This window comes from Micromonospora sp. HNM0581 (assembly GCF_012726175.1).
GTDB lineage: Bacteria > Actinomycetota > Actinomycetes > Mycobacteriales > Micromonosporaceae > Micromonospora.
Map to the genome: position 1 here is coordinate 157,958 of NZ_JAASAD010000001.1, position 25,852 is coordinate 183,809.

General features: G+C 70.0%; 23 protein-coding genes. 11 read left to right on the top strand and 12 right to left on the bottom strand.

The annotated features are described in order from the left end of the window. Positions 1-19 precede the first annotated feature (19 nt). On the top strand, positions 20-979 hold the full coding sequence (gene dapD / locus HCA58_RS00720) for a 2,3,4,5-tetrahydropyridine-2,6-dicarboxylate N-succinyltransferase (protein WP_169595784.1): 960 nt from the start codon (positions 20-22) through the stop codon (positions 977-979). Between the two features lie 100 nt (positions 980-1,079). Here dapD and HCA58_RS00725 read toward each other — a convergent pair whose 3' ends face one another. Beyond that, the gene (locus HCA58_RS00725) at positions 1,080-4,418 is read right to left on the bottom strand and encodes a S8 family serine peptidase (RefSeq protein WP_169595785.1); all 3,339 of its coding nucleotides are present in this window, start codon (positions 4,416-4,418) and stop codon (positions 1,080-1,082) included. 423 nt (positions 4,419-4,841) lie between these two features. Here HCA58_RS00725 and HCA58_RS00730 point away from each other — a divergent pair, with 423 nt between their 5' ends. Then, entirely contained in the window at positions 4,842-7,472 is a 2,631-nt protein-coding gene (locus tag HCA58_RS00730) for a hypothetical protein (protein WP_169595786.1), read from the top strand. Here the strand turns inward: HCA58_RS00730 and HCA58_RS00735 are convergent. Genes HCA58_RS00735 through HCA58_RS00745 form a run of 3 tightly spaced genes read right to left on the bottom strand, consistent with a single transcriptional unit; the run spans position 7,449 to position 9,804 of the window. After that, complete coding sequence (locus tag HCA58_RS00735; RefSeq protein WP_169595787.1) at positions 7,449-8,096, bottom strand: nucleoside/nucleotide kinase family protein; 648 nt, start codon at positions 8,094-8,096, stop codon at positions 7,449-7,451. The two genes, HCA58_RS00730 and HCA58_RS00735, sit on opposite strands and share 24 nt — an antisense overlap. After that, a complete protein-coding gene (locus HCA58_RS00740) occupies positions 8,096-8,743 on the bottom strand; it encodes an SIMPL domain-containing protein (protein WP_169595788.1) in 648 nt (215 codons plus the stop codon). Before HCA58_RS00740 ends, HCA58_RS00735 begins: the two co-directional genes overlap by 1 nt. Positions 8,744-8,793: 50 nt before the next feature. Then, positions 8,794-9,804 (bottom strand): prephenate dehydrogenase/arogenate dehydrogenase family protein, encoded by a 1,011-nt coding sequence (locus HCA58_RS00745; RefSeq protein WP_169595789.1) that lies wholly within the window; start codon positions 9,802-9,804, stop codon positions 8,794-8,796. A 217-nt stretch (positions 9,805-10,021) separates the two neighbouring features. On the opposite strand from HCA58_RS00745, the gene HCA58_RS00750 reads away from it, so the two are divergent. Continuing rightward, positions 10,022-10,168: a hypothetical protein gene (locus HCA58_RS00750; protein WP_169595790.1), complete on the top strand. Its 147-nt coding sequence runs from the start codon at positions 10,022-10,024 to the stop codon at positions 10,166-10,168. Positions 10,169-10,228: 60 nt separating this feature from the next. Here HCA58_RS00750 and dapC read toward each other — a convergent pair whose 3' ends face one another. Both dapC and fdxA read right to left on the bottom strand, forming a co-directional pair. Beyond that, a complete protein-coding gene (gene dapC / locus HCA58_RS00755) occupies positions 10,229-11,332 on the bottom strand; it encodes a succinyldiaminopimelate transaminase (protein WP_205807314.1) in 1,104 nt (367 codons plus the stop codon). After that, positions 11,329-11,655, bottom strand: coding sequence for a ferredoxin (gene fdxA, locus HCA58_RS00760; RefSeq protein ID WP_007072862.1), 327 nt, complete (start codon positions 11,653-11,655; stop codon positions 11,329-11,331). The genes dapC and fdxA overlap by 4 nt, the downstream gene beginning before the upstream one ends. A 79-nt stretch (positions 11,656-11,734) precedes the next feature. Here fdxA and HCA58_RS00765 point away from each other — a divergent pair, with 79 nt between their 5' ends. Then, positions 11,735-12,781: a GNAT family N-acetyltransferase gene (locus HCA58_RS00765; protein ID WP_169595792.1), complete on the top strand. Its 1,047-nt coding sequence runs from the start codon at positions 11,735-11,737 to the stop codon at positions 12,779-12,781. Positions 12,782-12,790: 9 nt separating this feature from the next. Here HCA58_RS00765 and HCA58_RS00770 read toward each other — a convergent pair whose 3' ends face one another. The 3 genes from HCA58_RS00770 to mshB all read right to left on the bottom strand — a co-directional run bounded on the left by HCA58_RS00770 (position 12,791) and on the right by mshB (position 14,745). Continuing rightward, complete coding sequence (locus HCA58_RS00770) at positions 12,791-13,255, bottom strand: hypothetical protein (protein ID WP_169595793.1); 465 nt, start codon at positions 13,253-13,255, stop codon at positions 12,791-12,793. A 78-nt stretch (positions 13,256-13,333) separates the two neighbouring features. After that, positions 13,334-13,771 (bottom strand): hypothetical protein, encoded by a 438-nt coding sequence (locus HCA58_RS00775; protein WP_169596140.1) that lies wholly within the window; start codon positions 13,769-13,771, stop codon positions 13,334-13,336. A 14-nt stretch (positions 13,772-13,785) separates the two neighbouring features. Continuing rightward, complete coding sequence (gene mshB / locus HCA58_RS00780; protein ID WP_169595794.1) at positions 13,786-14,745, bottom strand: N-acetyl-1-D-myo-inositol-2-amino-2-deoxy-alpha-D-glucopyranoside deacetylase; 960 nt, start codon at positions 14,743-14,745, stop codon at positions 13,786-13,788. Positions 14,746-14,831: 86 nt separating this feature from the next. Here mshB and HCA58_RS00785 point away from each other — a divergent pair, with 86 nt between their 5' ends. The 5 genes from HCA58_RS00785 (at position 14,832) to HCA58_RS00805 (ending at position 22,308) form a co-directional block, all read left to right on the top strand. Further along, the gene (locus HCA58_RS00785) at positions 14,832-16,979 is read left to right on the top strand and encodes a prolyl oligopeptidase family serine peptidase (RefSeq protein ID WP_169595795.1); all 2,148 of its coding nucleotides are present in this window, start codon (positions 14,832-14,834) and stop codon (positions 16,977-16,979) included. Between the two features lie 365 nt (positions 16,980-17,344). After that, positions 17,345-18,151 carry a hypothetical protein gene (locus tag HCA58_RS00790; protein WP_169595796.1) on the top strand — a complete coding sequence of 269 codons (807 nt, stop codon included), beginning with the start codon at positions 17,345-17,347 and terminating at the stop codon, positions 18,149-18,151. 11 nt (positions 18,152-18,162) lie between these two features. After that, positions 18,163-20,136, top strand: a complete 1,974-nt coding sequence (locus tag HCA58_RS00795; RefSeq protein WP_169595797.1) for a fumarate reductase/succinate dehydrogenase flavoprotein subunit — start codon at positions 18,163-18,165, stop codon at positions 20,134-20,136. A gap of 3 nt (positions 20,137-20,139) precedes the next feature. Next, a complete protein-coding gene (locus tag HCA58_RS00800; protein WP_169595798.1) occupies positions 20,140-21,246 on the top strand; it encodes a succinate dehydrogenase/fumarate reductase iron-sulfur subunit in 1,107 nt (368 codons plus the stop codon). Between the two features lie 216 nt (positions 21,247-21,462). Beyond that, on the top strand, positions 21,463-22,308 hold the full coding sequence (locus HCA58_RS00805) for an endonuclease domain-containing protein (RefSeq protein WP_240955360.1): 846 nt from the start codon (positions 21,463-21,465) through the stop codon (positions 22,306-22,308). Positions 22,309-22,392: 84 nt separating this feature from the next. Here the strand turns inward: HCA58_RS00805 and HCA58_RS00810 are convergent, their stop codons facing one another. Beyond that, complete coding sequence (locus HCA58_RS00810; RefSeq protein ID WP_169595800.1) at positions 22,393-22,830, bottom strand: (deoxy)nucleoside triphosphate pyrophosphohydrolase; 438 nt, start codon at positions 22,828-22,830, stop codon at positions 22,393-22,395. A 123-nt stretch (positions 22,831-22,953) separates the two neighbouring features. On the opposite strand from HCA58_RS00810, the gene HCA58_RS00815 reads away from it, so the two are divergent. Beyond that, positions 22,954-23,319 (top strand): 4a-hydroxytetrahydrobiopterin dehydratase, encoded by a 366-nt coding sequence (locus tag HCA58_RS00815; protein WP_240955362.1) that lies wholly within the window; start codon positions 22,954-22,956, stop codon positions 23,317-23,319. Positions 23,320-23,358: 39 nt separating this feature from the next. After that, positions 23,359-23,721, top strand: a complete 363-nt coding sequence (locus HCA58_RS00820) for a PH domain-containing protein (protein WP_169595801.1) — start codon at positions 23,359-23,361, stop codon at positions 23,719-23,721. Positions 23,722-23,968: 247 nt separating this feature from the next. Here the strand turns inward: HCA58_RS00820 and ychF are convergent, their stop codons facing one another. Both ychF and HCA58_RS00830 read right to left on the bottom strand, forming a co-directional pair. Beyond that, the gene (gene ychF, locus HCA58_RS00825; RefSeq protein WP_169595802.1) at positions 23,969-25,054 is read right to left on the bottom strand and encodes a redox-regulated ATPase YchF; all 1,086 of its coding nucleotides are present in this window, start codon (positions 25,052-25,054) and stop codon (positions 23,969-23,971) included. Between the two features lie 162 nt (positions 25,055-25,216). Continuing rightward, complete coding sequence (locus HCA58_RS00830) at positions 25,217-25,699, bottom strand: hypothetical protein (RefSeq protein ID WP_169595803.1); 483 nt, start codon at positions 25,697-25,699, stop codon at positions 25,217-25,219. Positions 25,700-25,852 lie beyond the last annotated feature (153 nt).

The window sequence follows — 25,852 nt, forward strand, 5'->3', positions numbered from 1 at the left end:
AGGAACGAGAGGTGAGTAAGTGACGTCCACACAATCCGCGTGGGGCATTGGCCTGGCCACCGTCACCGCCGAGGACCAGGTACTCGACACCTGGTACCCGACAGGCAAGCTGGGCCTCGGCGAACTGCCGCTGGTCGCCGGTGAGGACGAGGCCGACGTGCTGGACCTGCCGCCTGGCGCGATCGGCGACCGGGCCCTGCCGGGTCTGCGTACCATCCAGGTGGTCACCGTCATCGGTGCGCTCGACGACCCGATCAAGGATACGGCGGACGCGTACCTGAGGTTGCACCTGCTCTCCCACCGCCTGGTGCGCCCCAACGAGATCAACCTCGACGGCATCTTCGGGAAACTGGCGAACGTGGCCTGGACCTCAGCCGGGCCGTGCCCGCCGGAGCGGGTGGACGAATTGCGCGTCATCGAGCGGGCCGCCGGTCGCCACCTCGGGGTGTACGGGTTGGACAAGTTTCCCCGGATGACCGACTACGTGGTGCCCTCCGGGGTGCGGATCGCCGACGCCGACCGGGTCCGGCTCGGTGCCCATCTCGCCTCCGGCACGACCGTCATGCACGAGGGGTTCGTCAACTTCAACGCCGGCACGCTCGGCACCTCGATGGTCGAGGGGCGCATCGTGCAGGGTGTGGTGGTGGGTGACGGTTCGGACATCGGCGGCGGCGCCTCCATCATGGGCACCCTCTCGGGCGGCGGCACCGACAAGGTACGGATCGGCGAGCGTAGCCTGATCGGCGCCAACGCCGGTGTCGGCATCTCCCTCGGCGACGACTGCGTGGTCGAGGCAGGTTGCTACATCACCGCCGCCTCGAAGATCAGTCTGCCGGACGGTCGGGTCGTGAAGGCACGCGAGCTGTCCGGCGTCGACGGGCTGCTGTTCTGGCGAAACTCGGTCTCCGGAGCGCTGGAGGCCCGCCCCCGTACCGGCCGGGGCATCGAGCTGAACGCAGCGCTGCACGCCAACGACTGAGCTGCCGGGAAGGGCACCTTTGCCACGCCTCGTCTTCGGGAAAGGTGCCCTTCCGGGCTAGCGGTCGCATCCGGTGGGGTGCCGGATCCGACGGTGTGGATCACCGCAGGCGGTACGCCTGAATGGTCCGTTGGGTGACGGTGTTGCCGGCGGTGTCCCGGGCGGTGGCCCGCAGCGACACGTGTCCCGGGCCACGCGGGTGCCGAACCGTGGCCTCCCAGCCGTTGTCGGCCTTGCGCAGCTTGGCGCGCTGCCATCGTTTCCCGCCATCGTAGGAGACCTCGACCGTCAGGGACGCCGTCCTCGCCACCGATGCGCCGGGTTGGGGCTGCACCACGACCGGAACCACGAAGGATCGGCCCGCCGGTGCGGTGTTCCGCTCGTCGAGCCGCGGCGTGAAGCGGATCACCGAGACGGGCAGCCGGAACGGGTCGTCACCGCGGACGTGCCGGGAGCGGAAGGTCCAGGTGGTAGCGACCTCGCTGCTCAGATCGGTCACGCTCCGCTTCGCTGACGTCTCCAGCCGGTAGCTGGCGGAACCAGCCGGCACCTCGAACTGCCCCCATCCGGTGCCGGTGGTCTCCTCGACCAGTCTGCCGTTGCGGTACAGGGCGGTACGCGAGACGTCGGCGAGCGAAGCTCCTTCATGTCCTGCTGCGTCGCCGTACATCGTCGTCGAGAGGGTGATCAGATCGCCCTGCCGGGTCAGTCCCTGGCCCGGCCAGCCAGGCACCGCGAACGAAGGCCCGTAGGCAGCGCCGCTCCACGAGTCCCGGTAGGTCCGTCCACCCCGGTACGCCACTGGCTCCGACCACAGCATGGCCACCGGTTCGAGCCAGGGTGAGTCGTCGCTCGGTGCGCCGAACCACAGGTCGGTGCTCCACCGCACGTCGGCGGTGTTGAAGTACTCGGTCCGCTTGCTCGGCAACGTGACCGGTAGCCCGAGCGCCCAGCCGCCCACCTCCGGCTCGAAGGCGGGGAAGGCCATCCGGTCGGCCACGGTGTCCGGGTAGCCGTCCCGGAACGTCTGCTTGACGGTGGCCAGATCGCTGGTCCGGTAGTGCCGGGTGAAACCGTTCGGCATCCAGCCCCGCACCATCTCGGCGAGGGCGTACAGGTACGGACTGCTCGCCGCTTCCTGGTCGGCGAACTGACTGGTGATCACGGCGTAGAACCCGTCCTGCGTCGTCCGTGGCCCGATCCGACCGGTGAAGATGTCGTCGAAGTCGCCGGCGACCACGCCGAAACTGGCTCCGCCGCCATCGACCAGGAACGTCGCGTCGACGGCGACGAAGGCGGGCGTCGCGGCCCGGTCCGGCACGCTCATCCGCACCGGACCTGCCGTACGCGCATCGACGACGAGTTCGATGTCGGCGTCGACGACCAGCTCCGGTCGGGTCAGCAGGGTCAGGTTGCCGCCCTCCTCGTCGTCGACGAAACTGGCCAGCCCGTACCGTCCCTTCGGGATCCGCACCTCGGTGGTGCCCTCCGGGTCGTACACGGAGTGCTCGCTGAAGTCGTCGAGTCCGATCAGGAAGGTCGCGGAGTTGTCCGGCTCGGCGCCGTCACGGTCGAGGTGACGCAGGGTGAGCGTGTAGCTTTCCACCTCCTTGTTCACCGCCAGTGGGGTGAGCGCCACCAGGTCACCGGAGCGGGCGACCACCCGGCCGGTGTAGTGACCCTCCGGGCCGACGCCGCTGGTGTCGACGGTGACCGTGGTGGATGCCGTACCGCCGGGCGGTACCTGGAGCTGCGGGGCCCCCAACGTGAACATGCCCTCGGGGGCCGCTTCGCGGTCCGGTCCGGTGGCGTCGACACTGAGTGTCAAGGTGAGTGGTGTGGTGCCGGTGTTACGCCAGGTCACCTCGCGCTCGATCGGTTCGTCGTCGTCGTGGGGCCACAGCGTCCGGCCGAACGAGACGCTGGCCGGCTCGCTGACCACGGACTGGGCGATGGCCCGCGCCACGTCGACCCGGCCGGCGCCCTGCTGGTACGCGGTCAAGTCCGGATCCGGTTTGGCCGAGGCCATCAGGGTGGCCTTGAGTCGCTCCGGTGTCGCATCGGGGTGCTGCTGGGCGAGCAGTGCCGCCGCACCGGCGACGTGGGGTGCGGACATCGAGGTACCGGAGAGCGAGACGTACTGTCCTCCGACGGGTTCACCGAGCTCGGTGCCCTGCCCCCGGGCGGCCACGATGTCGACTCCCGGTGCCAAGACGTCCGGCTTGAGACCGTCGTCTCCGACCCGTGGACCCTGGCTGGAGAAGTCGGCGAGCTGGTCGTCCCGGTCGACGGCACCGACAGCGAGCGCGGCGTCCGCGCTGGCCGGTGAGCTGACGCTGCCGACCCGTCCGTCGTTGCCGGCGGAGATCACGAAAAGGGTGCCGGTCTGCTCGGTCAGTGTGTTCACCGCCTCCTCCAGCGGGTCGACACCCGGGCTGTCCGTGCCACCGAGGCTGACATTCACCACGTCGGCCCGGGCCTCGGTGGCGGCCCACTGCATCCCCGCCAGGATGGCCGACTCCGCGCACCCGATCCCTTCGCAGACCTTGCCGGAGAGCAGGGTCGCGTCGGGTGCCACCCCGCGGTGACGGCCGTCGGAGGCGGCGCCGCTGCCCACGATGGTCGAGGCGACGTGGGTGCCGTGCCCTACCAGGTCGCCCGGGTCCGGGTCCTCGGAGAAGTTCCTCGCCTCGGCCACCCGGCCGGCCAGGTCGGGATGCGCGGCGTCGACACCGGTGTCCAGCACCGCGACGCGTACCCCTTGACCGGTGTAGCCGGCCTGGTGGGCGGCGGGTGCCCCGATCTGCGGCACGCTGTGTTCCAGTGTCAGTTGTCGCCGGCCGTCGAGCCAGACCTGCTCGACACCCCCCGCCGCGTCGAACCGGGCACCGGTGGATTCGCCGGCACCGGCGACCGTGGCCCAGAACCGGCCCGTCTGCCGCTTGTCGGCGGTTGCCGCGACACCTCCGATGGCGGCCAGGTCACGGGTGACGGTCAAGCCGTCGGGCGCACCGGCCCGCCGGGCCGTCGCCCGGTAGGTGACGAGCAGGGGCAGGTCGTCGCGGTGCGCGTCGTCGTAGTCGGCGGCGACCAGTCCGGCCACGTCGAAGAGCCGGCGATCGAGCCGTCCGTCGCGGATCATCGGCAGGGCGTCCTGCGGCACCACCCAGAGGTGGTTCCGCTCCCGCCGGGTGATGAAACGGATGTCGTCCCGACCTTCGGCCGGGCGTACGCTCGCCCCGGCCGAGGTGACGGTCACCTGGTCTCCGGTGATCAGGGTGACGGTGGCCGCTTCGCCACCGGTGGCCGGTCGGCCGTCGGCACCGCTGGCCGGTGGGGCCGCTGCCGGCGAAGTCGGCGCGGCCGTGGCCGCCACCGGTACGCCGAGCACCAGACCCAGTACGAGTCCGGTGGCGGTCAGTCTGCTCCTTCGTCGCAACTGAATCCTCCTCTGGAAGCGTCTCCATCGATGTACGCCACATCGACTCACCCCAGAGTTGCATACTCAGTATGCAACACGGGGTCGAGAATTTGACGAAGTTGAGTCGCCGGCGAGGCAACCCCGGGCACGGTCGGACAGGTGAGGTCCATCCAGGACCGACCCCCACCACAGGTGCCTCGACGGCGGATCACCGACCCCCACCGGAGTCACTGTCGGTGTCTACCGGCGCTCGGGGCGGGTGTCATCATCGGCCGGGAGCTACCGGCGGATCTCGTAGCGATCGGCGGTCCAGACCGACCGACACGCCAGACCGACTGACCACAATGACCCTTCTAGCTGGGGAAACACCCCCATGACCAGTGGCACCCGAGCCACCATGTCAGGCACTGTAGGTGACAGGTGCGTCACCGGGAGGCTCACATGGGAGGCCGGATCCTCGAACTACGCGTACACGGAGTGTCAAACACACCGCCGGCCGAGACCCTCGGCCTGACGGCTGAGCCGGGCGACGAACCACCCCAGCCACGGCTCGTCGCCGGCGGCCCGGTCACCGGCTTCTACCGCCTACCGAACGCCGCGCCGCGCGACCCGATCGTCGTCGAGGCGTACAGCTGGGGGCAGTTGACCTCCGGTGCGCGCACCGCCCGCGACATCGAGCGTGCCCTGTGGACACTGCTACTACCGTTCACCCTGGCCAACGTCGCCCTGCACGCCCGGCCGGGCATACCGGCGGACCCCAAAACCGAACGGCTGGCCAGTCGCTCCGGCGTGGCGGCCTGGCTGATCCGGCTCTTCTGCCTGACCCTGACGGGCACACCCGTGCTCGCCATGACCGGGGTCGGCATCGATCTCATCGGCTGGCAGTGCGTGGACGAGGCCTGTCTCAGCCGGATTCCCGGCCCGTGGGGCTTCCTCGCCAACGCCTGGTGGCAGCAGGGTGGTCGGGCCCTGGCCGTGGGCCTGACCGTACCGCTCGCCATGATCGCAGTGCTCGGTCTGGTGACCTGGCGTACCTACCAGTACGAGGCGGTGATGCCGGCCGACCCCACCACGAATCCGGCGGCACGTCGCACCCCACCTCCGGCCGACGTCGACGTACCACTCGGTCAGCCCATGCAGGACCCATCGCCCGCCACCGAGCCAGCACCTGAACCTTTGGCCAATCCTCTACAGGATCCGACGTTCTGGTGGGGCGAGGGGCAGCTACGCCGCGCTGCCGTACTGCACCTGTGCATCGGCACGGTGGTGGCGGCAGCGGTCCCACTCGGCACGGTCTCGGTACTCGACCCGCCGCACGGCGCCCGAGCGGCTGTCACCTGGTCGGCCGTGGCTGCGTTCACCGCCGTCGTGGCGATCACGCTCGTCGCCATAGGGCGGCCCTTCCTGAGCCGGCGCGACGGCGCCACCCCACTCGGCAGATGGAGCATCGCGGTCATCGTCCTCACCGGAATCGGCCTGACCGGGACCTTTGTGGTGCTGCTACTACCCGACACCACAGCCGGCGTCACATTTGTCGACCTACGTCCGCCCGTCGGCTGCGAACAGGATCCGACGCAGCCCGGATGCCTCACCGACCGCTCGCTTCCGGGCTTCGACCGGGTCGTCGCCTGGCTGGGAACCGGCCAACTGCTCCTGCTCATCGCCATCGGCGCGACCGCTCGCTCCGGTCGGCGCGGTGGCGCCACCTCAGCCGTCGCCGCGCTGCTGATCGTCCCCGGTGCGGCCTGGTGCCACGGCTGGCTACCCGCCGCGCCACCGGCCCCGATCGCGCTGTGGCAGTTGGTCCTGCCCTTGCTCGCCCTCGCCTCCATCGGTCTGCTGCTGCCCCGGACCCGCCCCACGAAAATCAAGCAACCACTCGAACCGCACACCGACCTGGCCTGGCACGGACGCGCGCCCGCCGTCATCGCCGGCTTCGGCTGGCTACTCTGCCTGGCTTACAGCACCGGCGTGCTCTACTGGGTCACCAACCTGCTCAACGACGGGGACGCAACCGGCGAACGACCCCTGGTGGTCCCGCCGACCCCGGTGACCTGGGCCGGCCTGGCCTTCGCCGCCGCGCTGCTGATACTCGCCCTGATCGGCGTCCGCGCCGTGGTGCTCTTCCACCTGCTACGCCGTCGGGAGTACGCCCAACTGGCCGCCCGAAGCGACCAGTTGTCCGCACACGACCTGCGCCGCGCCCGGGACGTCAGCTCCCACCAGGCGCTGCACCGGCTGGTCGGCGAACACGCCCTGCGCCTGACCGGTTGGTACGCCAGCGCGCTGGCGGTGCTCGCCATCGTGGCCTGCGCAGCCGTACTTGCCTGGCCCCTCCCGGCGAACACGACGACCGGCGGTGCCGTTGTCGTCATGAACTCCGTGGCGGATCTCGGCGACGCACTACTCGGCTGGCTGCCGGTGGCGGTGGCCGCCGTCGGCATGCTGGTCTACCGCAAGAACACCATCCGACGGTCCGTCGGCGTGGTCTGGGACGTGGGAACCTTCTGGCCACGCGCCGCCCACCCGCTGGCACCGCCCAGCTACGCGGAACGGGCGGTACCCGAACTACTCACCCGCTCCGCCGGGCTGATCGCGCTCGCCGAGCACGACCCACGCAGGGTGGACGGCATCATCCTCTCCGGGCACAGCCAGGGCACGGTGATCTGCACCGCGGTCATCCTCCAGATGCCGAACCGCTGGCGACACCGGATCTGGTTCTTCTCCTACGGCTGCCAACTGACCCGACTCTACGGTCGGGTCTTTCCCGCCTACTTCGGACCCGACCGGCTGCCGGTGCTGGCCGAGGCGCTGGCCCGTCCCGGCGGCGGAACCCGGTGGACGAACTTCTGGCGGGACACCGACCCCCTGGGTTGGCCGGTCACCGCCGGGGAACGGGACATTGCGGTCATCGACCCCGAGGCGCTGCATCCCAGCGACGGTGAAATCGCCGATCCACCGATCCGCAGCCACAGCGGCTACCCGGACGCCGCCGAGTTCCAGCGGGAGAGATCCCGGGTGGCGTGGCTCCTACGGCGGGCCGTCCCGTCACCCCGACGGGAGCTCCGCTAGGCGTACCGTCAGGTCGGCACGGTCGACGGTGCCGGCCACGAGTGCCGCGTTCACCTCGTCGCTGCCCAGCGCCCAGGCTCGGGCGTCCTGCTCCGACCTGCCGTACGCCAAATGACGGGCGATCAGTCGACGACGCCGCAGATCGGCGTCGAGATCCAGGAACCACGCCTCGTGCAGCAGGGCACGCACCTCGTCCCAGGGCCAGTCGGGGATCAACAGGTAGTTGCCCTCGGTAACCACCAGTCGGACCTCCGGCGGAACCTCGATCGCCCCGGCGATCGGCTCCTCCAGATCCCTGCGGAACTGCGGCGCCCAGACCGACGTCGGCTCCTTACGCCGTAGGCGACGCAGCAGTGAGACATACCCGTTGGCGTCGAACGTGTCGATCGAGCCCTTTCGCAGCTCCCGACCAAGCCGATGCAGCTCGTCCTGAGCGAGGTGGAAGCCGTCCATCGGCACCAGCCGAGCAGCCGGGCCGATCGCCTCGACCACCTGTGCGGCGAGCGTGGACTTGCCGGCCCCAGGTGCACCGGTGATGCCGAGCAGCTGCCTCGGCCCGGCATCAGCCAGCCGCTGGGCCCGCTCCAGCAGCGCCTCGACCGACAACACCTGCGCGACGGTCATCAGGTCAGGACCGGCCGGCTGACGGTGAACCGGGCCCGGACCGCCGCGTGCACGCCCTGCGGCTGCGGGTCGAGTTCCAGTTCCGGTGGGCCACCTGCCTCGATCCCGCCGGTGTCGAACGCCATCCGGGTCATCATCGGCTGGGCGCTGCCGCCCTCGTCGGACAGCTCGACCAGGTCGGTCACCTCGGCACCGAGCGCCTCGGCGTACTCGCGGGCCCGCTGCAACGCGTCGGTGATCGCGGTGTGTCGGGCCTGCCGGTAGGCCGGGCTGTCCGGCCGCAGCGACCACCACGGACCGGCGACCTCGACCTGATCCTGATCCGCCAGGCGCAACATCAGCTCGCCGAGGGTGGTGAAGTCGGTGACCGTCACAGTGGTCACCACCGAACCGTGCCAGGCCACGATCCGCTCCCCGGAGCGACGCGTCTCGGGGCGCACCCGCAACTCGCCGGTCTCACGTCGATCGATCGTCGGCCCGTACGAGTCGAGCAGCACCCGGATCGCCGCGGCCCGCTCGGCCAGCCGGGTCAGCGTCGTCTCCCGATCCCGGTCTCGGGCCAGCGCGGTCACGGTGAACCGGGCGAGTTCCGGCGAGACCTCCCGGTACGCCTCGCCGCGCACGGTCACGACTGGTCCGTCCACCATGCTTTCACCCTACTGGTGGGTCCGGTGCCGCGCCCAGCGATGAGCCGGCTTCAGACCTGCGGTAGCTGGGCGACATATGAGACGGTGCCGGCCCGGACGCGGCAGCCGCGGAGGTGGCCACCGGCCGCTCCGACGCCGTGCAGCCAGGCCACCTCGGCTGCCGCCGCGCCCGCAGGGAACGAGATCACCTGCTCGTGGTGCGGGCGACCGGCCAACTCGGCGCGGGCGGCACCCGCCTCGGTGTACCGGGCGTCGAGGGCTTCGACGTCATCGGCGCGCAGCGCGGCTGTCACCTCGTCGAGAAAGCCGGTGACCTGGGCCAACGCGGCCAGCACCTGGTCACGGTTGCCGCGTAGCATGTTCGCGGTGCGTTGCGCCGGGGTGCCGGCGACCCGGGTTCCGTCCCGGAAGCTACCGGCGGCCAACGCCAGCACCGCGTCCCGCACCGGCGAGCGGTGTGCCGCGCCGGCCAGCGCCCCGGCGAGCAGGTGCGGTACGTGCGAGGCGAGCGCCACCACGGCGTCGTGCCGGTCCGCCGCCATCGGCACCACCCGGGCGGCCAGAACGTCGGTGACCAGGGGGACGAGGCGGCGGAACGCGGCCAGCCCGTCCGGTGCGGGGCAGAGCACCCAGGCGGCTCCGGTGAACAACTCCGGCAGCGCCGCCGCGAGCCCCGCCCGGTCGGTGCCCGCCATCGGGTGCCCGGGTACGAACCGGCTGGTCAGCCCCTGTTCCGCGGCGAACGCCGCCAACTCGGCCTTGGTGCTGCCCACGTCGGTGAGCAGGCAGTCCGCGGTGGTGGCGGCGGCAACCTCGACCAGGGTCGCGGGCAACGTGGGCAGCGGTCCGCCGAGAAAGACCACATCCCGCCCGGCCACGGCGTCGGCCAGCCGCTCCGCCATCGGTACGCCGGCCAGCCGGGCCTGCCCACGGGTTTTCCCGTCCGGATCCCAGCCGGTCACCTCGACTCCGGCGGCGTGCAGTCGGAGCAGCACCGAACCACCGATCAGGCCGGTGCCGACCACCGCCGCCCGTAGCCGTGCGTCGTCCCCGAGCACCATCCGCGTACCTCGGCGTTCCCGTGTCGTCACGAAGCCGGCCGGCCCCGCGGCGTGCCTGCCCCGACCCGCGCGGAACAGCCACGACGTCCGCCGACACGCCCTACGTCCGCGCCGAGGATATCGCCGGCCGGATCCACACCGTCGAGGTGCCGCCACGACCCGACGGCGCGCCGATTTACAAGATCAAGATTGACCACGAATCGGACTGCGAGGAGGTGTGATCAGGGACATTCCGCTGAAGGTCGAACTGACGCTGCACGATGGCCGGACGGCAGCCCTGCAGGAGTTGTACGGCAGCGAGCTGCTGGCGTGGCACAGCCGGGACAAGCTGCCACGGGTGTTCGAGCGGATCACGGAGGGCTGAGTCGACGAGTTGACCGACAGCCGCCCCCGGGGGCATCCAAGAGGCGGACGTCGGTCGTGGTCAGGTCAGACGGGCAGCGACCGACGAGATCCGCTCGTCGGACTCGGTGAGCGCCGCCCGGACGTACTGCCCACCGCCGGGACCGTAGAAGACACCGGCGGCGACCAGGATCCCCCTCCGGGCCAGCCAGTCGACGGTGGCCCAACAGTCCTCGCCCCGGGTGAGCCACAGGTAGAGCCCCGCCTCGGAGTGTTCGACGGTGAAACCGGCGCCGACGAACGCCGCCCGCAACGTCTCGCGCCGCGCGCGGTACCGTTCCCGCTGCTCCTCGGCGTGCCGCTCGTCACTCAGCGCCGCCACCATGGCCGCCTGCACCGGCGCCGGTACGATCATCCCCGCATGCTTGCGGATCTTGAGCAGTTCGGCCACCAGCGCCGGGTCACCGGCCACGAAACCGGCCCGGTAGCCGGCCAGGTTGGAACGCTTGGACAGCGAGTGCACCGCGAGCACGGAGTCGTACGAGCCGCGGCACACCTCCGGTGAGAGCACCGACACCGGCTCGGCTTCCCAACCCAACGGCAGGTAGCACTCGTCGCTGGCCACCACCGCGCCACGCTCCCGTGCCCAGTCCACGACCTTGCGCAGATGCGTGACGGGCAACACCCGCCCGGTCGGGTTACCCGGCGAGTTCACCCACACCAGACGGACCCGGGACGTCGGGCCGACGGCGGTCAGCGAGTCGGCGCGTACGGTGGTGGCGCCAGCCAACCGGACGCCGTCCTCGTACGTCGGGTAGGCGATCGACGGGACCACCACCACGTCACCGGGCCCCACCCCCAGCAGGGTGGGCAGCCAGGCCACCAGTTCCTTCGAACCGACCGTCGGCAGCACACCGAGCCCGCCCACGTCGGCGCGACACGCCCGCGACACCCACCCCGTGATCGCGTCCCGCAACGCGACGGTACCGGCGGTCAGCGGATAACCGGGCGCGTCCGAAGCGTCCGCGAGTGCCTGCCGGACAACCTGCGGCACCGGATCGACGGGCGTACCCATCGAGAGGTTGATCAAGCCGTCCGGATGCGCCGCGGCCAGCGTGGCCGCGGCGTCCAGGGTGTCCCAGGTGAACTCGGGCAGCCGCGACGAGACCGGCGCGGGCCGGTTCAGTGGCCCTCGCCGCGAGGCGGCTGCCCGGCGACGAACGTGGCGTCCTTCTCCACCTTGCCGATCTTCGAGGCCCCGCCGGGCGAGCCGAGATCCTCGAAGAACTCGTAGTTGGCGCCGGTGTAGTCCTTCCACTGCTCCGGGACGTCGTCCTCGTAGAAGATCGCCTCCACCGGGCAGACGGGCTCACAGGCACCACAGTCGACGCACTCGTCGGGGTGGATGTAGAGCATCCGGTTGCCCTCGTAAATGCAGTCGACCGGGCACTCCTCGATACATGCCTTGTCGAGCACATCCACGCACGGCTCGGCGATGATGTAGGTCACCGGTCTTCTCCTCCGCAAGACACGCCGCGATCACCCGCGACGGTAAGAGCCTAGTATCTCGCCGGGGAGGAGGTCGATCGTGCTCCGAGAGCAAGACGTGGGACACCGGATCGTGGTGCGGCGCCGCATCGGTGTACGCGGTGGCCGTACGGTCTACTCCGACGCCCTCGGTGAGCTGGTCGAGCTCACCGAGACCCATCTCACGCTCACCACCCGACAGGGGCGGTTGCGGGTACCGATCGCCGAGGTGCACCGGGCCAAGCGGGTCCCGGCCTCCCGCCGGCCCACCGCCACCGCCACGATCGAACTGGAACTCGCCGCCGACGAGGCGTGGCCGGCGCCCGTCCAGGCCCGGCTGGGCGACTGGCTGCTCCGGGCCGCCGACGGCTGGACCGGACGGGCCAACTCGGCTCTACCGGTGGGCGATCCGGACCGCCCGCTGCCCGCCGCCCTCGACGAGGTAGAACGCTGGTACGCCGAAAACGGCCTGCCGGCCATGGTGAACACGCCGCTGCCGCTGGCCGCACCGGTCGGCGGCGAACTCGACCGGAGAGGCTGGGGTAGCCGCCCACCGGTGCTGGTGCAGACCGCGCCACTCGCCACCCTCACCGCACCGTCAGCCGACGTCGTGGTCACCGGAGCAGCCGGCGGCCCCGACCCCACCCGCGCCCGGAGTGACCCTGCCGGCACGGGAAGCCGGTCCGGACCGGGCGGCGCGCACGATCCGGTGGTCGAGCTGGCCACCGCGCCGTCGGCGGACTGGCTCGCCGTGGCGGCCGGGCGCAAGGGCGGGCTGCCGGACGCCGCCCGACACGTGCTCACCGCGGTGGACCAGATCCGCTTCGCCCACGTGTACGTGGACGGCACGCTCGTCGCCACCGGCCGGGGCACGGTGACCGGCCGGGGCCGCTGGCTCGGGTTGTGCCTGATCGAGGTGCTGCCCGCCGCACGCCGGCAGGGGTTCGCCGGCCGGCTGATCCGGGCACTCGCCGACTGGGCCGCCGAGGCCGGAGCTACCGGTGCGTTCCTACAGGTCGAACAGAGCAACAGCGGTGCGGTCGCGCTCTACCGCAGGCTGGGCTTCACCACCCACCACACCTATCTGACCCGCGTCGCACCACAGTGACCCCGCCGATCAGCGACGGACGACCCGGCGGGGCCTGGCCGCACTGGTCTCCGCGTACCGTTGCAGACCGCGCGAACGGTGGTCACGACCGAGCGTGACCAGCAGCAGATAGCCCAACATCGTTCCGATCGTGGTCACCACCAGGTAGAGGCCGATCTGCGCGAAGAACGTCGCACCGCCACCGGCGAACGGGTTGTCACCGACCAGCAGCGGGCCGACCAGCACTGTCGCCCCGACCGCCAGGCCGACCGCAGCGGCCACCTCGCCCGCCCAGCGGGCCAGCGGACGTCGCGCACCCCAGACGAACGCGACACCGGCCAACATCAGACCGATCACCACGAACATCCCGAGCGACACCCGGTCGGCGACGCTGTCGTCGCCGTCGAAACCGAACCGGATGACCAACCGGGCGAGCACGTTGACCGCGAACAGTGCGATCGCGAGCACCCCGACCGCGCGCCACCGCTGTCCCATTACACGCCTCCCGCCGTACCGCCCGCCCGGATGGCGGGTCTCCTGGCAGGAATATCTACCACCCGTCGCTGAGCGACGTCAGTACCGTCCAGAAGGCGGAGCCGGCGCGAGGATCGATCGGAACGCCATCACCGCGAAGGTCATCGCCCCACCCACCACCAGGGCGAGCCCGACCCAGTTGCCGACGAGCAGTATGTCACCCTCGCTGGTCCGGCCGGCGGCGATCACCATGATGGCCACCCAGGGCAGCGCCGGCAGCACCACCGCCCAGCGCCGGCCGACCGTCTCGACGGCGAACCAGCTGAGTGCGACATTCGCAGCCACGGCCACGAGCACCGTGACACCGATCAGATTCCCACCGACCCGCAGCGGAGCGAGCAGCAGCTCCAGCACCGCGGTCGCCGTCGCGGCCACGACGGCGAACACACCGCCACTCACCCGCAGACCGACGTCGAGCGGGCGCCGCCACCCACGGCGAGACCGGGGCGGCTGCTGTTCCTGCGGAGCGAGGAACATCGCGGCGGGCAGGGTCACCGTTGACCGGCCGAGGACACCGGCCGACGGCCGGAACCGCCCTCGACATCCGGGCCGCCGCCCGTGTCCGGCGCCGCGGTGTCGACCCCGGCGAACAGATCGGACTCCCAGCCGTACGGGCCGCTGCCCGTCCCCTTCGTCCCGAGCGCCAGGGTGAAGTACTCCACCCCCATGAACTCGGCACCGAAGTTGCCGGCGATCGAGTACAGCCAGGAGGTGGCCGGGATCTGGGTGGCGTGGGCACGCATCGCGGCCTCCTTCGCGGCGTGCTGCCCGGTGGCGTCGATGCGCGCCGCGATCTGGTCGTCGGCGGTGCAGAACGGCAGCTCGGTGGCATCGGCGACACCGGCGAAGGGATTGTCCGACGTCTCCGCGAAGTGCGTCATTCCCGCCTCCAGCACGCTGCGTGGCATCGCCGTCCAGTAGACCTTCGCCGGTGCGAGCCCTTCGGCGGCGGCCCGGTCCACGGCCAGCATGGTGACCCGGTGCGCCTGGATGTGGTCGGGGTGGCCGTAGAAGCCGTTGTCGTCGTACGTGACGACGACCTGCGGGCGTACCTCACGGATGATCTCCAGCAGATGACCGGCTGCCTCGTCCAGATCGGCACCCCAGAAGGCCCGGGGATGCTCGTTGGTTGGCAACCCCATCATCCCGGAGTCCCGGTAGCGGCCGGCCCCACCGAGAAACCGGTGATCGGTGACCCCCAGCTCGGCGCAGGCGGTCGCCAGCTCGGCGATCCGGTACCCACCCAACTGGTCGGCCTCGGCCGCGGCGAGTCCGGCCAGCTCCGGTACATGGATCTCGCCCTCCTCACCAAGCGTGCAGGTCACCAGGGTGACGTGGGCACCCGTGGCCACGTAGTGGGCCATCGTCGAGCCGGTGCCGATCGACTCGTCGTCGGGGTGCGCGTGCACCAGCAGCAGGCGGCGGTCAGGCAGCGTCGTCACGACGGTCACTCTAACCGGCAGTTCTCGTCCACCGGCCGGGACGCGTCCGCGCAGGACGCTCACATCGGGGCCGCCACCGGCCTACGATCTGGCTTGTGGACTTTCCCGAGCTGGCCGCCCGCACCCGCAGGTTCAGCCACGGGGCGCCGCGGGCCGTCTCCGTGTCCGGCGACGGAACCCGGGTGATCTTCCTACGATCGGCCGGGCCGGAGGATCCGGTCGACGCGCTCTGGCTGCTGGATGTGACGACCGGCGCAGAACGACTGGTCGCCCATCCGAGTGCCCTGATCGACACGGACCGGGACTCCGACGCGCTGAGCCCGGGGGAACGGGCCCGACGGGAGCGGCTACGGTTGAGCGCCTCCGGCATCGGCTCGTACGCCCTCGACGCCACGGGACGGGTCGCGGTGTTCGTGCTCGCCGGCCGGCTCTTCCGGGCCGACCTGGTGCACGGCGACGTGATCGAGGTGCCCACCGTCGGGCCTGCGCTCGACCCCCGCCCGGACCCGAACGGGCAGCGCCTGGCCTACGTGACCGACGCCGCGGAGGGGGTACGCCGGGGCGAGCTGAGGGTGATCGACCCCGACGGTGCCGACACCATCCTGGCCGGCGAGGACTCCGGGGTGCTCTGGGGACTGGCCGAGCACATCGCGGCGGAGGAATTCGGGCGGCACCGCGGCTACTGGTGGGCACCCGACGGTCGGTCCGTGCTCGCCGCCCGCGTCGACGAGTCCCGGTTGCCCCGCTGGCACCTGCACGATCCGGCCCAGCCGGGCAGCCCGCCGGCAACCGTCGCGTACCCGGTGGCGGGCGGCCCCAACGCCGAGGTCAGCCTGCACCTGCTCGACCTCGACGGCGGTTGGGTGGACGTGCACTGGGACCGGGAAACCTACCCGTACCTGACGGCGGTGCACTGGGGTGAGGGCGCCCCGCTGATCACCGTCCTGCGCCGCGCCCAGCAGCACGGACTGGTACTCGCGGTCGATCCGCGCACCGGGGAGACCCAGGTGCACGCCGAACTGGCCGACCCACGCTGGGTCGAGCCGATCCCGGGTACCCCCGCTCATCTGCCCGACGGTCGAGTGCTGGTCGGTGGCGAGCTGGCCCACGACGGGTACGACGCCCGCTGCCTCTTCGCCGACGGAACGCTGCTCACTCCGCCGTCACTGTACGTACGCCGGGTGGTCGGCCGGCTCTCCGGTAACAGCGGGCCCGAGGACCTGCTGGTCGAGGCGAGCGATGGTGAGCCGAGCGAACAGCACCTGTTCCGGATCCGGACCAGTATCGGCGGCGGCGTGGACGCTCGCCGGCTGACCAACGACGCCGGCTGGCACACCGGTGCGGTGGGTGGCGGCGTGCTGGTCGTCGGTAGCGCGTCGCTGGATCACGCAGGTGTCCGGTGGACGGTCTTCCAGGGGGACCGGGAGGTCGGCACGCTGCGGTCGCTCGCCGCCACGCCAAGCTACTGTCCGCTGCCGCTGCTGGAGCGGGTGACCGACCGTCGGCTGCCCGCAGCGGTGCTCTACCCGGACCATCACGTCACCGGTCGACGACTGCCGGTCCTGCTCGACGTCTACGGCGGTCCCGGCCACCAGGAGGTGGTGGCCAGGCGTTCGGCCTGGCTGGAGCGACAGTGGTGGGCCGACGCCGGTTTCGCGGTGGTGGTCACCGACAACCGGGGTACGCCGGGCATCGCCCCGTCGTACGAGAAGGCCATCCACCGGCGGGTCGCCGACGTGATCCTGCTCGACCAGGTGGAGGCACTCACCGCGCTCGCCGACAAGCACCCCGACCTCGACCTGGACCGGGTCGCGGTGCGCGGCTGGTCGTTCGGTGGCTGGCTCGCCGGTCTGGCGGTACTGCGGCATCCGGAGCTGTTCCGTTGCGGCATCGCCGGTGCGCCGGTCACCGACTGGGCCCTGTACGACACCGCGTACACCGAACGGTACCTGGGGCCACCAGCTGACGGTGAGGACGTCTACGCGCACCACTCGCTCGTTGAACTGGCCACCGAGCCGGTCACCGACCCGGCACACGCCCGCCCGTTACTGCTGGTGCACGGCCTGGTCGACGACAACGTGGTGGCGGCGCACACACTTCGGCTGTCGGCGGCGTTGCTGGCCGCCGGCCGGCCCCACTCGGTGCTGCCGCTGACCGGCGCCACCCACATGGCCGCCGGGGGCCTCGCTGAACGCCTGCTCCACCTGGAACTCGGTTTCCTGCGCACCCACCTTGGGAGCTAGGTCGCGGTTTCGGGGCCGACGTGACCTTCCATCGGGTGGACAGCGCCCCGGAGGAGGTGCCGCCGGTGCGCCGGCCGGCTGGTACTGCACCGGCGGGGCATCCGGCTGACCTGCTACCGCTCTTTCACCCGGATCCGAACATCGATATGGCGAGAGGGTTTCCAAAGTACGGGACACACGGGACACTGCCTTGCGCGGACGGCCGCCTGGATCGGCGTAACGTGTGTCACTTAGCTGCACCGTACGTCCGGTGCGGTCGTTGGTGTGCGCATGACGTGGCAGGCGGATGCGGGTACGCCCGTTCCGCGTACCACCCGGAAGTGTTCCGCCGCCCGTGACAGGGCCCCGTCAGGGAGACGACGCGAATGACATCATCGGCAACGAGACCGCGGGGTGTGCGCGCCCGCGCCGCCATCGCGGCGAAGACGTTGCGGACGGACCGTTGGTGGTTCGCCCCGCTGATCACGGTCATCGGGCTCAGCGCGTGGGTAGCGTACGCGACGGTCCGGGTCTTCATGCACAGGTGGTACTGGGTCGAGGACTACCACTACCTGACCCCGTTCTACTCACCGTGCGTCACCGACCGGTGTATCCCGGAGGCCGCACACTTCGGGCAGTATCTGCCCGGCTGGTGGATCATCCCGGACGCCGCGTTCACCCTGCCGTTCCTGTTGCTCTTCCGGCTCACCTGCTACTACTACCGCAAGGCGTACTACCGGTCGTTCTGGCTGTCACCACCGGCCTGCGCGGTACCGGACGGTCACGCCTCCTACGGTGGCGAGACCCGGTTCCCGCTGATCGTGCAGAACTCGCACCGCTACTTCTTCTACTTCGCGGCGGTCATCTCCCTGATCAACACCTGGGACGCGATCCTCGCGTTCCACAGCCCCGAGGGCTTCGGCTTCGGGTTGGGCAACCTGATCCTGCTCGGCAACGTGGTGATGCTCTGGGCGTACACCATCTCCTGCCACTCCTGCCGGCACATCATCGGTGGGCGGCTGAAGAACTTCTCCAAGCATCCCGTCCGCTACCGGGCCTGGGGCTACGTCTCCTGGCTCAACGTCCGGCACATGCAGCTCGCCTGGATCACGCTCGGCACACTGGCATTGGCCGACTTCTACGTCATGTCCGTCGCCGCTGGGTGGATCTCCGATCTGCGGTTCATCAACTGAGGGCCCCTGACATGACGACCGATTCTCACCGCGACACGAGCGCTACCACGCGCATCGAACGACACCACTACGACGTCGTCGTGATCGGAGCCGGCGGTGCCGGCCTACGTGCGGCGATCGAGGCCCGGCTGGCCGGCAGGAAGACCGCGATCATCTCCAAGTCGCTGTTCGGCAAGGCGCACACGGTGATGGCCGAGGGCGGCGCCGCCGCGGCCATGGGCAATGTGAACAGCCGGGACAGCTGGCAGGTGCACTTCCGGGACACCATGCGCGGCGGCAAGTTCCTCAACAACTTCCGGATGGCGGAACTGCACGCCAAGGAGTCACCGCAGCGAATCTGGGAGCTGGAGACGTACGGTGCGCTGTTCGACCGCACCAGGGACGGCAAGATCTCGCAGCGCAACTTCGGCGGCCACGAGTACCCCCGCCTGGCTCACGTCGGTGACCGCACCGGGCTGGAGCTGATCCGCACCCTCCAGCAGAAGATCGTCTCGTTGCAGCAGGAGGACAAGCGCGACCACGGCTCGTACGACGCGCGGATCAAGGTCTTCTCCGAGACCACGATCACCGAACTGCTGCTCGACGGTGACCGCGTCGCCGGCGCCTTCGGTTACTACCGGGAGTCCGGCGAGTTCGTCCTCTTCGAGGCGCCCGCCGTGGTGCTCGCCACCGGGGGCGTCGGCCGGTCCTACAAGGTCACCTCGAACTCCTGGGAGTACACCGGGGACGGACACGCGCTGGCGCTGCGGGCCGGGGCGACTCTGATCAACATGGAGTTCCTTCAGTTCCACCCGACCGGCATGGTCTGGCCGCCGTCGGTCAAGGGCATCCTGGTCACCGAATCGGTACGCGGTGACGGTGGCATCCTGAAGAACTCCGAGGGCAAACGGTTCATGTTCGACTACGTCCCCGACGTCTTCCGCAAGCAGTACGCGGAGACGCCCGAGGAGGCGGACCGCTGGTACGACGACCCGGACAACAACCGGCGCCCGCCGGAGCTGCTGCCCCGTGACGAGGTCGCCCGGGCGATCAACAGCGAGGTGAAGGCCGGTCGGGGTACGCCCGCTGGCGGCGTCTACCTGGACATCGCCTCCCGGCTGCCGGCCGAGGAGATCCGCCGTCGCCTGCCGTCCATGCACCACCAGTTCAAGGGGCTGGCCGACGTCGACATCACCAGGGAGCCGATGGAGGTCGGTCCGACCTGTCACTACGTGATGGGCGGGGTGGAGGTCGACCCGGACAGCGGTGCCGCGTACGGCTCGGTGCGCGGGCTGTTCGCTGCCGGTGAGGTTTCCGGCGGGATGCACGGCTCCAACCGGCTGGGCGGCAACTCCCTCTCCGACCTGCTGGTCTTCGGCAAGCGGGCCGGCGGGCACGCAGCCACCTACGTCGACCGGCTCACCGGTCGGCCCCGGGTGGCGGTGTCGACGGTGGAGACCGCCGTGGAGACGGCCCTGGCGCCGTTGCAGCGGGACACCGGCGAGAACCCGTACACCCTCCAACAGGACCTTCAGGCGGTGATGGGGGATCTGGTCGGCATCATCCGGCGGGAGGCCGAGTTGGCGGACGCGCTGGCCCGCCTGGCGGAGCTTCGTGAGCGGGTGGCGAAAGTCAGCGCCTCCGGTGGCCGGCGCTACAACCCGGGCTGGCATCTGGCACTCGACCTGCGCAACATGCTTGTCGTCTCCGAGTGCACCGCGAAGGCGGCGTTGGAGCGCCGAGAGTCGCGCGGCGGCCACACCCGCGAGGACTTCCCCACGATGGACCCGCAGTGGCGGCGGGTCAACCTGGTCTGCTCACTGGCCGGCGGCACCGTCCGGCTGGAACGCAAGCCGCTACCGAAGATGCGCGCCGAGCTGATCGGCCTGTTCGACCGCGCCGAGTTGGCCAAGTACCTCACCGACGAGGAGCTGACGGAGTTCGACGCCCTCGTCGCCGCCGATGCCGCTGACGCGGCCACCGACGACGTCGAGAAGGAGCGCTGAGCAATGGCTACCGAGACAGCTGGCACGCCCGGCAAGCAGGGCGCGAAGCGCCAGTTCCGGATCTGGCGGGGGGACGCCGAAGGTGGTGACCTGCAGGACTACACCGTCGAGGTCAACGAAGGTGAGGTGGTCCTCGACGTGATCCACCGGCTGCAGGCCACCGATGCTCCCGACCTGGCCTGCCGATGGAACTGCAAGGCCGGCAAGTGCGGCTCCTGCTCGATGGAGATCAACGGGATGCCCAAGCTCGGCTGCATGACCCGGATGTCGACGTTCGAGGAACACGAGACGGTCACCGTGACACCGTTGCGGACGTTCCCGGTCATCCGGGACCTGGTCACCGACGTGTCGTTCAACTACGAGAAGGCACGGGAGACCCCCGCCTTCGCCCCCCCGGCCGATCTTGCCCCCGGCGACTACCGGATGCAGCAGGTCGACGTGGAGCGCTCGCAGGAGTTCCGTAAGTGCATCGAGTGTTTCCTGTGCCAGAACGTCTGCCACGTGATCCGGGACCACGACGAGAACAAGCAGGCGTTCTCCGGCCCCCGGTACTTCATCCGGGCCGCGGAACTCGACATGCACCCGCTGGACGCCCGGACCGACCGCAAGGAGTACGCGCAGTCCGAGCAGGGCCTGGGTTTCTGCAACATCACCAAGTGCTGCACCGAGGTCTGCCCCGAGCACATCAAGATCACCGACAACGGCATCATCCCCATGAAGGAACGGGTCGTCGACCGCAGGTACGATCCACTCGTGTGGCTCGGCAGCAAGATCTTTCGGAGGGGTCAGGTGCCTAAGACCAGCGTTACCAGCGGACACTCCCCGGGCGCGTTGCGCTCCTCCACCACGGCGGACGACGGTGTGAACTCACACGCGGGTGGCTCGCACGACGCCCAGGCCGAGGTGCAGGCCCTGCAGGGCGTCAACTGGCACCGCGAGGTGCCCCATCCCACGGCCCCGGCGGTCGACGCCAGCGGCAAGCTCCCGCTGACGGAGCTCACCTTCGACCGCGCCGCCGCCCCCTCCCCCTTCGGCGACGACGTCACCTTCCCGCTCCCCCCCGAACACCTCAATTTCGCCCACCCCGACCAAGACGAACCCACCCACTAACCCCGCCCGCCCGCCCTTGTTGATCATGATGTTAGCGGCAGTAGTTGATCTACAGGATGCCGCTAACCTCATGATCAATGCGGTTGTCCACAGGGGCTGCGGTAGGCGACTGCGGTCCCCGAGGCTTTGGGGATGGGTTGGGAAGGGCGAATTCGGCGGGTCGCGGCGGGGCAGGACGGGCTCGTGTGCCGTGGGCAGGCGCTGGCGAATGGCTACATGCAGCATGAGGTAGACAACCTCGTCACGTCCGGGCGGTGGCAGCCCTTGGCACGGGCCGTCTATCTGCCGCAACCCCTCTGGGCGGCGGAGCCGACCCGGCGCCAACTGATCCGGGCCGTACTGCTCTCGCTGGGGCCAGCCGCCCATGCAGTCCACGAAAGCGCTGCCGAACTCCACGGCATAGCCGGCTTGCCGAGGTCCGACGAGATTCACGTAGGTCTGCCCGGAGCAGCAGCCAAGCGGGCGCGGATCCGGCAACCCAACATCATGCTGCACCAACGGGAACACCCGCCGGGGTCCCTGGTCGACCTGGGCGGGTTGCCGGCCACCGACGCCATCACCACGGTCAGCGACGTGATCCTACGGGTTGGGCGATACGCGGCCGTCTCAGCGCTGGACTCGGCATTGAGCCGGGGACTGCTGGCCGAGGACGACCTGGCGTCGATCGCGCACCGGATCCGTCGCCGGCGGGGCGCCATCTCGGCCCGCGGCCATCTCGCGGAAGCGGATGGGCGAGCCCAATCCCCGTTGGAGACCCGCACCAGGCTGCGCTGCGTCGACGGCGGGGTGCCGCCCGACACATTGCAACTACCGGTACGCGACCGCGACGGATACCTGCTCGGCATCGGCGACCTCGGCTGGCTCGCTCCCCAGGTGATCGCGGAGGCCGACGGCCAGGGCCCCCACCGCCTTCCCGAGGCGATCTTCGCCGATCGCCGCCGACAGAACCGCCTGACCAACGCCGGCTGGAAGGTCCTTCGCTTCACCTGGCAGGACACCCTCGACCCGGCCTACATCCCCTGGATCGTCCGCCAAGCCCTGTCCGCCCCTCCGCCGCGTTGATCATGAGGTTGGCGGCACCCTGGAGATCAACTAATGCCGCCAACCTCATGATCAACGCGCGCAACAGTGGATGGGGTGGGGTGGTTAGGGGGTTAGGAGGGGGCGGAGGGCTGCGACTATGGGGGTGTCGGCGGGGAGCCAGGCTACGGTGTCCAACTCGGTTGCCGTCAGCCAACGCAGGGCGGAATGTTCGAGGGCCTGCGGCTCGTCGTCGTACAGGAGGCGGGCGGCGTACACCTTCAGCACGGAACGACCATGGGCCATCCGGACGTCGTGGCCGATCCGGGCACCGATCTCCACGCGTACGGCCAGTTCCTCGGCGCATTCGCGGGCCAGCGCCGCCGTCTCGCTCTCTCCCGGCTCCACCTTGCCGCCGGGGAACTCCCACATGCCCGCGACTTCGGGCGGGGCGGCTCTGGCGCAGGCCAGCACCCGCCCGCCCCTGATGATGGCCGCGCCGACGATCACCTTCGGATCGCGTCGCACGGCATCCTCGCCACCATTCGCCCGTTCGGTCCGCACGGCCGTCCAGAGTGCCAGATCAATCGGCGGTTTGGGTAGCTTGGTCGTCCGTCAGGCCAGGAATACCCGGAAGTGTGGGCGTGGACACACCACCCGTGCGACGTAAGACTAGGACCACCGACAATGACACGGGGCGGCGACGATTTGGCCACAAGCCGGCAACGAAGCCTGGGAGGTGCGGTGTTGCGTGCGCTGTTCGGCAGTCGGACCAGGCACGACTACCTCAGCGACGCCCTCACCCTACTGTCCGGTTGGACACGTGAGGGTGAGCAGATTCGACGCACCCTCGTCATCGACGACACCCAACACGCGGCACTCACCGAGCGTGTCAAGGTGGTCGCCGACGCACTGCATCTGCGTCCGGAGATCAGTCGACGCGCCGATCACACCCAGATCCGGGTCGGGCACGGCAACGAACCCCTCACCGAGGGTGAGGTTCTGCTGGCCGCACGCATCGAAGACGCCTACCGTACGGTCACCGAGAGTTGACCGTACGTCTGCTGGCACCCGCTGCCTACCGTTGGCGGCATGACCAACGCGACCTATGACCGCAAGGAACAGTTCCAGCAGATCCAGAGCGGCCTGCTCGACGGTGAGACCATCATCGCCGTCTACGACGCCGTCGGTACCGGCACCGGGTTCATCGGGCTGACCGACCGGCGTGTCATCATCCAGGACCGCTCGTTCATCGGCAAGAAGTACGCGATCACCAGCATCCCGTACTCGAAGATCACAAGTGTGAGCGTGGTCAGTAACAAGTCCTGGGGTGGCTCCTTCTTCTCCACCGGGGCGATCGCCATCCACGTCGGCACGCACACGTACGAGGTGGAGTTCCGGGGCGACCAGAAGAGCCACCACGTGCACAACGTGATCCTGCACTACATCAGCTGACAGGCGACGGTCCCACGCTGGAACTGGTCATCGACACCGGACCGTCGCCGTCGCCTGGCCTGTCGCCGGCCAACCGTGACCATTGTCCAGGCGACGCCGGCTGACGGACACCTCGACGAGCCGACCGGTGTGCTGGAGGGTTCGGGCTCTGCCGGCCAGGGCGGTGAATCTCGGTGCCAACCCCACTGCGGGCCACCAGCCAGATGGCGGGCGTCAGCGCGAGGACCGGAGTAGCAGCCCGGGCGCCTCAGACGTTGAAGCGGAACTCGACGACGTCGCCGTCCTGCATGACGTACTCCTTGCCCTCGATGCGGACCTTGCCCGCCGCCTTCGCCGCGGCCATCGAGCCAGCCTCGACGAGGTCGGTGTAGGAAACCACCTCGGCCTTGATGAAGCCGCGTTGGAAGTCGGAGTGGATCACTCCGGCGGCTTCCGGGGCGGTCGCGCCGATCGGCACGGTCCAGGCCCGCGCCTCCTTGGGGCCGGCGGTGAGGTACGTCTGGAGCCCGAGCGTGCGGAACCCCACCCGGACCAGTTGGTCCAGCCCCGGTTCGGCCTGCCCGATCGACTCGAGCAGCTCCCTGGCCTCATCCTCGGGCAGGTCCACCAACTCAGACTCGATCTTGGCATCCATGAAGACCGCTTCGGCCGGCGCCACGAGCGCCCGAAGTTCGTCGAGGAACTCGGCGTTGTTCAGCTCGGCTTCGTCGACGTTGAAGACGTAGAGGAACGGCTTGGTGGTGAGCAGGTGCAGCTCGCGCAGATGCTCAAGCTCGATCCTGGCAGCTGCCGCACCCGCGTACAGGGTGGTGCCGCTGTCCAGCACCTCGACGGCGGCCTTCGCGGCGGCCACCGCGGCGGCCCGGTCCTTGCGGAGCTTGGCTTCCTTTTCCAGCCGGGGCAGCGCCTTCTCCAGCGTCTGGAGATCGGCGAGGATCAGCTCGGTGTTGATCGTCTCGATGTCGTCGGCCGGTGAGACCTTGCCGTCGACGTGCACCACGTTCGGGTCGGAGAAGGCCCGCACCACCTGGCAGATCGCCGAGGCGTCGCGGATGTTGGCCAGGAACGCGTTGCCCCGCCCCTGCCCCTTAGAGGCACCGCGCACCAGGCCGGCGATGTCGACGAACGACACCGGTGCGGGGATCACCTTCTGCGAGGCGAAGATCTCGGCGAGCTTGTGTAGCCGCTCGTCCGGCAGCCCGACCACACCGACGTTGGGCTCGATCGTCGCGAACGGGTAGTTCGCGGCGAGCACGTCGTTCTTGGTCAGCGCGTTGAACAGGGTGCTCTTGCCCACGTTGGGCAGGCCGACGATGCCGATGGTGAGACTCACGACGAGCCAGCTTACGCCGGTACCGCCCGGCTGCCGGCAGGCAGGCTCGATCAGGCGTCGATGCGGCCTCGGGCTCGACGTCGAGTTGGGTGGCCGGCCCGGCGGCGCGCCGAGCAACGGCGGCGCCGGACCGCCGACGCCGAGTTGGCGCCACGGCAGGCGTCATCGGTCGTGCTGCGGCTCCGCTTGACAGGGCACCAGCAGGTCGATCCGCAGGACGCCGGGGGGAAACTCGGCGGCGGCGGCGAGCGGCAGGGTGAAGCGGGAGTCCACGCCGGGCGGGGCGTGTTGTGACTCGCCGAGCATCCAGTGGACCTCGTCGGCCGTCCAGCCCAGGGCCGGGCGAGCTGCGATCTGCCGCAGCAGCCGCAGTGCGGCGCCGGTGTCGTCGTCGTAGAAGCGCATGCACCAGTGGTGCACCCACATCCCGAGCGCGCGCACCCCGGCCCCGTCGAGCGAACCGACCAGCCGACCGCTGGCGGTGTCACCGAAGGCGCGAACCGGATCATCGGCGCGGTCCCGCTCGATGGCCCCGACCGCGGCCGGAGCTACGGCGCGCATCCGGCGATAGAAGTGCTGGACCGCTGTCGGGTCGAGTGGTGGGTGCTCGTGTCCTGACGCCGCCCGCCCCGCCACGCTTACCATTGCCGCACCCTTCTGGAGTTGGTGGCCGCACGCTACCCACCACAACCGACAGTTCCGCCCCTGCCCACCGTCCCCTTCGGCGATCATGCAGTCATGGTTGGCGAAGAACAGGTCATCAGCTGATCGTCCGGACACCACAAGTGCATGGTCGGC